Raw genomic sequence first — 7,649 nt, 5'->3', positions numbered from 1 at the left:
TTTTGTTCTTGCGTTTCCGACTCTATCAGACTCTTTCGTGTCCGATTTCCTCGGTGCCTTTCCGGTTCCCGCTCCGGCCTTTCGGCTTTCGCGTTTCCCTTTCCGGCGGCTCCGACTCTATCAGATCCTTTCGGGCCTGACTCCCAGTCAGAGGGGGTTGTCTTTGCGGCTGTTGGGCCGTTCCGACGAGTGAGACTTTAGCGGAACCTTGGCTCCCGACCTAATCGGGGGCGTCCTTTCGAACGCCGATTCCTCATTTCGCAAATACGCATGAAAACGAGTCGAAGGCGGAACCCAACAGGGAGCACGACGTCGATCGTTGTAATGGTTCTTGCGGAATGGCTGCCCGGGGACCGACCATGTGGTCGACGCTCACGTCGGGCAACTCGGAGAACACTACGTAGCCGCCCTCGGAGTGTCAACTCATGACGACGGGCCTCCGTCAGGTCTACTCTGGGTGACGTGACTACACGTGCGTACGCCCAACTGTGGTGGGCCGCCTGACGGCGGCCGTACATACGCATGTACTCAACGGCCGCCGCCTCGGCGGCCGTTTCTCGTTTCTCCCCCTGGAGGATCCGGAGCCCGGTCGCCGGGCCGGCGGTCCTGACCAGGAGGCGGAGTAATGACGAGGATCTTCAGCGGGGTCAAGCCGACCGGGCACCTGACCTTGGGGAACTACCTGGGAGCCGTCCGGCAGTGGGCCGAGGTCGACCAGTTCCGGGCCGACTCCCTCTTCAGCATCGTCGACCTGCACGCCCTGACCGTGGACCACGATCCCGGGCGGGTGCGCAGGCTCAGTCGGCAGGCGGCGACGCTGCTGCTCGCGTCGGGGATCGATCCCGAGCGGGCGACCGTCTTCGTCCAGAGTCATGTGGACGAGCACGCCCGGCTCTCGTATCTGCTGGAGTGCGTCGCGACGGACGGCGAGATGCGGCGGATGATCCAGTACAAGGAGAAGTCCGTGCTCGAGCGGGCGCGGGGCGGGAGCGTACGGCTGTCGCTCCTCACCTATCCCGTGCTGATGGCGGCGGACATCCTCGCGTACGACGCGGACGAGGTGCCGGTCGGTGAGGACCAGACCCAGCACGTCGAGCTGACGCGGGATCTGGCGGTGCGGTTCAACCAGCGCTACGGGCAGACCTTCGTCGTACCGCGGGCCACGCCGCCCAAGGTGGCCGCGCGGGTCATGGACCTGCAGGACCCGACGTCGAAGATGGGCAAGTCCCACGAAGCCGGGGCCGGCATCGTCTATCTGCTCGACGAGCCGGACGTGGTGCACAAGAAGATCATGCGGGCCGTCACGGACAGCGGCACCGAGATCGTGTTCGACCCCGAGTCAAAGCCGGGGGTCTCGAACCTGCTGGAGATCCTCGCGTCGTGTCTGGGTGGGAACCCGGAGGCCTTGAGCGGTGCATACGAGTCGTACGGCGCGCTGAAGAAGGACACCGCGGACGCCGTGGTGGAACTGCTCAGGCCCGTGCAGCAGCAGCACAAGGAGCTCGCGGCGGACCCCGGGTACTTGGAGGAGGTGCTGCGGCGGGGGGCCGAGCGGGCGCGGGGCATGGCCAAGCCGACGGTGGACGGTGCCTATCGGGCGATCGGGCTGCTGCCGCCGGTGAACGAGGCGCGGTAGGCGCGGGGGCTGGTGGCGAGGCGCGACGCGAAGTGCTGGCGCATCGTGACCTCGCTGCCGAAGCCCGCGCGGCGGGCGACCTCGGGCATGGGGAGGTCGGTTCGTTCGAGGAGTTTCTGCGCGGCCGCGATGCGCTGGTCCAGGAGCCAGCGGAGCGGCGTCGTGCCGGTGGCCGCCGTGAAATGGCGGGCGAAGGAGCGTGCCGACATGCCCGCGCGGGCGGCGAGGTCGCTGACGGTGAGCGGTTCGTGGAGGTGCCGGAGGGCGTGTTCGCGTACGGAGGCGAGGACATCGGCGTCGCGGTCGGCGCGTGGTGTGGGGTGCTCGATGAACTGGGCCTGGGTGCCGGAGCGGAAGGGGGCGGTGACCATCGATCGGGCGATGGTCGCGGCCGCCTCCGAGCCGTGGGCCGTGCGGACCAGGTGGAGGCAGAGGTCGATGCCCGCTGCGGTGCCGGCGGCTGTCCAGATGTTGTCGTCCTCGATGAAGAGGGCGTCGGGTTCGACGGTCACGTGGGGATGGTGCGCGCGGAACTGCTCGACGAGGTTCCAGTGGGTGATGGCCCGGCGGCCGTCGAGGAGTCCTGCCTGGGCCAGGGTGAAGGCGCCGCCGCAGAGTGAGGCGAGCGTGATGCCCCGGGCGTGTGCGGTGCGGAGGGCTTCGAGGACCGGGCGCGGCGCTGGGGTGACGTGGTCGTCGAGGCCGGGGACGACGACCAGGTCGGCGTCGGTGAGGCCGGTCAGCCAGTCGAGGGTGCGGTCGGGGGTGAGGGTGAAGCCGCCCCTGATGGGGACGGGGCTCCGGTCGGCGGCTACACGGCGCAGCTCGAAAGGGGGGACGCCCCGGTCCGTGCGATCGACGCCCCAGACCTCCGTGATGACGGAGACGTCGAAGGCGCGGATGCCGGGGAAGGTCAGGAGGGCTATGCGCTGGCTGCCGGGCACGGTGGCAGTAAACCATCGATCGCTGACTTCTGCGCCTCTGGGGCGGTGCCCGGCGGGGCGGCAGCATCGTGGTCATGGAGATCGCGGAGAACGCAGCACTGGTCGTGGTGGACGTACAGAAGGGGTTCGAGGAGGAGGAGTTCTGGGGGACGCGGAACAATCCGGAGGCCGACGACAACATCGCGTCGTTGATCGATGTGTGGCAGGCGACGGGGCGGCCGGTGGTCTTCGTACGGCATGACTCGTCGAAGCCGGAGTCGCCGCTGCGGCCGGGGTACGTGGGCAACGGCTTCAAGGAGTACGTCGAGGAGCGGCGCGGGAAAGGGGCCGGGGCCGAGCTGTTGGTGGCAAAGACCGTGAACTCGGCCTTCTACGGGACGCCGGATCTGGACGCCTGGTTCAAGGCCGAGGGGATCACGCAGTTCGTGGTGACCGGGATCCAGACCAACATGTGCGCGGAGACGACGGCGCGGATGGGAGGGAACCTCGGGTACGAGGTGGTGTTCGCGCTGGACGCGACGTACACCTTCGACCTGGCGGGGCCCTTCGGCTGGCGGCGTACGGCGGAGGAGCTGGCGCAGGGCACGGCGGTTTCCCTGCACGGTGGGGGCTTCGCGCAGGTGGTGACCACGGAGACGGTGCGGGGTGCGGCCGCGCGGTAGGCGCGTCAGGTGTTGTTGCCGGAGGCCAGTTCGCGGCTGCGGTCGCGGGCGGCTTCCAGGGCGGCGATGAGGGCGGCGCGCACTCCGTGGTTCTCGAGTTCGCGGATGGCGTTGATCGTGGTGCCCGCGGGGGACGTGACGTTCTCGCGGAGTTTCACGGGGTGTTCGCCGCTGTCGCGGAGCATCACGGACGCGCCGATCGCCGCCTGGACGATGAGGTCGTGGGCCTTGTCGCGGGGCAGGCCCAGGAGGATGCCGGCGTCGGTCATGGCTTCGACGAGGAAGTAGAAGTAGGCGGGGCCCGAGCCGGAGAGGGCGGTGCAGGCGTCCTGCTGGGTCTCGGGGACGCGGAGGGTCTTGCCGACGGCGCCGAAGATGGCTTCCGCGTGGGCCAGGGCGGCGGACGATGCGTGGCTGCCGGCCGAGATGACGGACATGCCCTCGTCGACGAGGACCGGAGTGTTCGGCATGACGCGGACGACGGGGGTCGACTCGGTGAGGCGCTCTTCGATGAAGGCGGTGGTGATACCGGCGGCGGCGCTGATGACGAGGCGGTCGGGGGTGACGTGGGGGGCGAGTTCGTCGAGCAGCTTGGCCATGTCCTGCGGCTTGCAGGCGAGGATCAGGGTGTCGGCCTGCTCGGCGGCTTCGGCGTTGGTGACGGGGGTGACGCCGTAGCGGGTGCGGAGTTCGTCGGCGCGTTCCTGGCGGCGGGTGGTGACCAGGAGGTCGGCGGGCGCCCAGCCGCCCCGGATCATGCCGCTGAGCAGGGCTTCACCGATCTTTCCGGTGCCGAGGACTGCGACTTTCTGGCTCGTGTTGCTGCTCATGAACGGGGGCCTCCGGGGTTGCTTCGTCCGGGGGCCATCCTCGCATCGGTGCGGCGGGGGCAGGGGTGGTGTCCGGTGGGCGGGATGCGCGATGTGTGGGGGGGGCGGGGTGGGTCAGGCCGTGCGGCGGCGGAGGGTGGCGGCGCCGAGCGCGAGGACCAGGAGGGCGCTGCCGGCGACGATGACGACGTCGCGGACGAAGTCTCCGGTGATGGCGGGGTGGTGGAGGACCTGGTTCATGCCGTCGACGGCGTACGACATGGGCAGGGCGTTGGAGGTCCATTCCAGGACCGGCTGCATGGTGTCGCGTGCGGCGAACAGGCCGCAGAGCAGGAGCTGGGGAAAGATCACGGCCGGCATGAACTGGACGGCCTGGAACTCGGAGGAGGCGAAGGCCGACACGAAGAGGCCGAGCGCGGTGCCGAGGAGGGCGTCGAGCAGGGCGATCAGGAGGAGCAGCCAGGCGGAGCCGGTGACGCCGAGGCCGAGGGCCCAGAGTGCGAGTCCCGTGGCGAGGGCGGACTGGATGACGGCGAGGGCTCCGAAGGCGAGGGCGTAGCCGGCGATGAGGTCGCCCTTGCCGAGGGGCATGGCGAGGAGGCGTTCGAGGGTGCCGGAGGTGCGTTCGCGCAGGGTGGCGATGGAGGTGACCAGGAACATCGTGATGAGCGGGAAGATGCCGAGGAGCGAGGCGCCGATGGAGTCGAAGGTCTGCGGGCTGCCGTCGAAGACGTAGCGCAGGAGGAGCAGCATCACGCACGGGACCAGGATCATCAGCGCGATGGAGTGCGGGTCGTGGCGGAGCTGGCGCAGGACTCGCGCGGCGGTGGCGAAGGTGCGGTAGGCGTTCATGGGGTGCTCCTGGGGGCCGTGTGGCGTGCGTCCGCTTGGTCCACGAGGTGGAGGAAGGCCTCTTCGACGGTGTCGGTGTGGGTGCGGGCGCGCAGGCCGTCGGGGGTGTCGTCGGCGAGGAGTTCGCCGTCCCGCATGAGGAGGAGGCGGTGGCAGCGTTCGGCCTCGTCCATGACGTGGGAGGAGACGAGGAGGGTGGCGGCGCGCTCGGCGGCGATGGCGTGGAAGAGCTGCCACAGGTCGCGGCGGAGTACGGGGTCGAGGCCGACGGTCGGTTCGTCGAGCACGAGGAGTTCGGGGGCGCCGAGGAGGGCGACGCCGAGTGAGACGCGGCTGCGCTGGCCGCCGGAGAGGTGTCCTGCGAGGGAGCCGGCGTGCGAGGTGAGGGCGACGTCGTCGAGTACGCGGGTGACGTGGTCGCGGCGGCGGTCGGCGGCGGTGCCTGTGCCGGGGTCGAGGACGGCGGCGAAGTAGTCGAGGTTCTGGCGGACGGTGAGGTCGTCGTAGACGGACGGGCTCTGGGTGACGTAGCCGACGCGGGAGCGGAGGGCGGGGGCGCCCGCGGGGTGGTCGAGGACGTGCAGGGTGCCGGTGACCTTGGCCTGGGTGCCGACGATCGCGCGCATGAGGGTGGACTTGCCGCAGCCGGAGGGGCCGAGCAGTCCGGTGATCCGGCCTCGGGGGACGGTGAAGTCGAGGCCGCGCAGGACGGTGCGGGGGCCTCGGACGACGGTGAGGGCACGGGCCAGGACGGCGGCCGTGCCGGTTTCTGCCGGGGCGTGTTCTGCCGGGGCGGGTCCTGGCAGGGCGGGTTCTGGCAGGGCGGGTCCTGGCAGGGCGGGTTCTGGCAGGACCGTTTTCAGTGAGTCGGTGTCGGGCGGGGCCGGTTCGGGCTTCGTCGCGTTCGGGGGATTGTCGGCCGGGCGGGGCGTCGAAGCCGTGGGGCCGACCGCCGGGCTCCTCTTATTCATCATGCGATGAATAATCCTCCCGGCGGTCGGGACCGTCAACCCGATCCGGTCGGGTGTCGGGAGGGATCAGGGGGTCGCCACCAGTAGGTCCACCGCGTAGCGCTCCTCGACCGTCGCGTCCGGGAAGACCTTCAGGAGCTCTGCGCGCTCCTCCGCGAGGAAGGCCGCCGTGCGCCGCTCGTCGAGGACCAGGAACGCGGAGTGCGTGGCGATGTTGGCGAGGTGGTCGTCGAGCGGGACGCGGCGGCTCCAGTGGAGTCGGTCGCGGTGGAAGTCGAGGGCGGTCGTCAGGTCGCCGACGCGGTCCGACGCGCGGTCGGGCGTGCGGTGGGCCTGGTCGTCCGCGCCCAGGAAGTGGGCGATACGGGTGGCTTGTTCGCCGAACCAGGGCGTCTCGGGGTCCGAGTGGTCCTGGCAGTTCCACCACAGGGCGAGGGCGCCGCCGGGACGCAGGACGCGCAGGGCCTCGGGGACGCTGCGTTCCTGGTCGGTCCAGTGCCAGGCCTGGGCGTACGTGAGGAAGTCGGCCGATCCGTCGGCCAGGGGCAGGGCGTTGCCGTCGCCGCGTACGAGGGGGATGTGCGGGAGCGTGCGGCGGAACTGGTCCGCCATGCCGCCCCCCGGCTCGACCGCGAGGACGTTCGCGCCGCGCCCGGCGAGCAGGGCGGTGGCGATTCCGGTGCCCGCGCCGACGTCCACGACGCGGGCGCGGGCGAGGGGGCGGCCCGCCAGGCGTTCCAGGGCGTCGAAGAGGGCGGGTGGATAGGAGGGGCGGTAGGCCGCGTACTGGGCGGCGGCCGCGTTGAAGGAGTGGGCGCGCGAGGGGGCGGCAGTCATGTGGGGATCGTGGCGCGCGGGGGGTGTGTCCCGCCAGGGGCCGCCGGGGGCCGTTCGGGGGCCATCAGGGGATTGTGGTCCCTGGCGGGCCGTCGGGGCCCGCCTGGTGCGGCGCCAAATCAATACGGGCCAACCCCGGCACGCAGCCACACCGGCGCGAAGCCACCCCGGCACGCCCCCCCCTGGCAGAGGAGCAACTCCGGCACGGGCTGATGGCGCGACCCGGTGGGGCGGAGGTCAGCGGTTGGGGTTTTTGCGGGAGGGGTTGCGTGTGCGGCGGGCCGTGCGCTTCTCGTACTGGTCGCGTGCCGCCTCGTACTCCTCGCGGTGCAGCTTCTCGCCCGGGGCCTCCGAGAGGGAGCGGAAGAAGTACGCGAGGAGCGTGCCGACGAAGCCGATGGTCATCAGGCCGCGTGTCGACGACTGGGACGCCGGGTCGTGGCGGCGGGTGAACCCCTCCCAGGTGCGGCGGAAGGCGAGGGCGCTGCAGATCGCGAACATCACGACGACGAGGAGGTTCACGAACGTGCCGACGGCCGCGATGGCCAGCCCCTCGTAGGCGAAGCGCAGCACGAAGCAGCCCGCGGCCGCCGCCACGAGCGAGCCGAGGGCCACGCCGACGCGGCGGGCGCCGTAGCCGCCGTCGTGGGCCACCCAGGTCGTCCCGAAGAAGCGGAGTGGCTCCGGCCGCGGGCCGGGCGCCGTGCCGCGGGCGGGGCCGGAGGTCGTGGCTGCGCCTGGGGGCGTCTGGGGGGCGGGGTCTTCAGTCACCTGTCGATTATCGCCTGCCGCCCCACGGATCCCTCGGCGCGCGTACAGGCACGCCCTATTCGTCCCCCGCCTTGCCAGGGCGCACGGCCCGGCCGCTAGTTTGGGCAGCGAAACGTTGCATCGGTGAACGCGGGGGAGGTCGGTGA

At 70.9% G+C, this 7,649-nt stretch carries 8 protein-coding genes; 2 read left to right on the top strand and 6 right to left on the bottom strand.

Annotated features, from left to right (window positions below; translation table 11 throughout):
• The first annotated feature begins 625 nt into the window (after positions 1 to 625).
• Positions 626 to 1,636 (top strand): tryptophan--tRNA ligase, encoded by a 1,011-nt coding sequence (trpS, locus tag AC07DO_RS14805; protein ID WP_479059706.1) that lies wholly within the window; start codon positions 626 to 628, stop codon positions 1,634 to 1,636.
• Here trpS and AC07DO_RS14800 read toward each other — a convergent pair.
• Positions 1,591 to 2,580, bottom strand: coding sequence for a GlxA family transcriptional regulator (locus AC07DO_RS14800; protein ID WP_479059705.1), 990 nt, complete (start codon positions 2,578 to 2,580; stop codon positions 1,591 to 1,593). The two genes, trpS and AC07DO_RS14800, sit on opposite strands and share 46 nt — an antisense overlap.
• A 74-nt stretch (positions 2,581 to 2,654) precedes the next feature.
• Between AC07DO_RS14800 and AC07DO_RS14795 the strand changes: the two genes are divergently transcribed.
• Entirely contained in the window at positions 2,655 to 3,242 is a 588-nt protein-coding gene (locus AC07DO_RS14795; protein WP_479059703.1) for a cysteine hydrolase family protein, read from the top strand.
• A gap of 5 nt (positions 3,243 to 3,247) precedes the next feature.
• On the opposite strand, the gene proC is transcribed toward AC07DO_RS14795, so the two are convergent.
• The 5 genes from proC to AC07DO_RS14770 form a co-directional block, all read right to left on the bottom strand.
• Positions 3,248 to 4,072, bottom strand: coding sequence for a pyrroline-5-carboxylate reductase (gene proC / locus AC07DO_RS14790; protein WP_479059701.1), 825 nt, complete (start codon positions 4,070 to 4,072; stop codon positions 3,248 to 3,250).
• 114 nt (positions 4,073 to 4,186) lie between these two features.
• Positions 4,187 to 4,924 (bottom strand): ABC transporter permease, encoded by a 738-nt coding sequence (locus tag AC07DO_RS14785; RefSeq protein ID WP_479059700.1) that lies wholly within the window; start codon positions 4,922 to 4,924, stop codon positions 4,187 to 4,189.
• Positions 4,921 to 5,898, bottom strand: a complete 978-nt coding sequence (locus tag AC07DO_RS14780) for an ABC transporter ATP-binding protein (protein WP_479059698.1) — start codon at positions 5,896 to 5,898, stop codon at positions 4,921 to 4,923. Before AC07DO_RS14780 ends, AC07DO_RS14785 begins: the two co-directional genes overlap by 4 nt.
• A 63-nt stretch (positions 5,899 to 5,961) precedes the next feature.
• On the bottom strand, positions 5,962 to 6,732 hold the full coding sequence (locus tag AC07DO_RS14775; RefSeq protein WP_479059696.1) for a class I SAM-dependent methyltransferase: 771 nt from the start codon (positions 6,730 to 6,732) through the stop codon (positions 5,962 to 5,964).
• A 237-nt stretch (positions 6,733 to 6,969) separates the two neighbouring features.
• Positions 6,970 to 7,503 (bottom strand): EamA/RhaT family transporter, encoded by a 534-nt coding sequence (locus AC07DO_RS14770; protein WP_479059694.1) that lies wholly within the window; start codon positions 7,501 to 7,503, stop codon positions 6,970 to 6,972.
• Positions 7,504 to 7,649 lie beyond the last annotated feature (146 nt).

This window comes from Streptomyces sp. NPDC045678, assembly GCF_056432085.1.
Note: the sequence above shows the minus strand (reverse complement) of the source record. Positions and strands in the feature narration are given on the sequence as shown.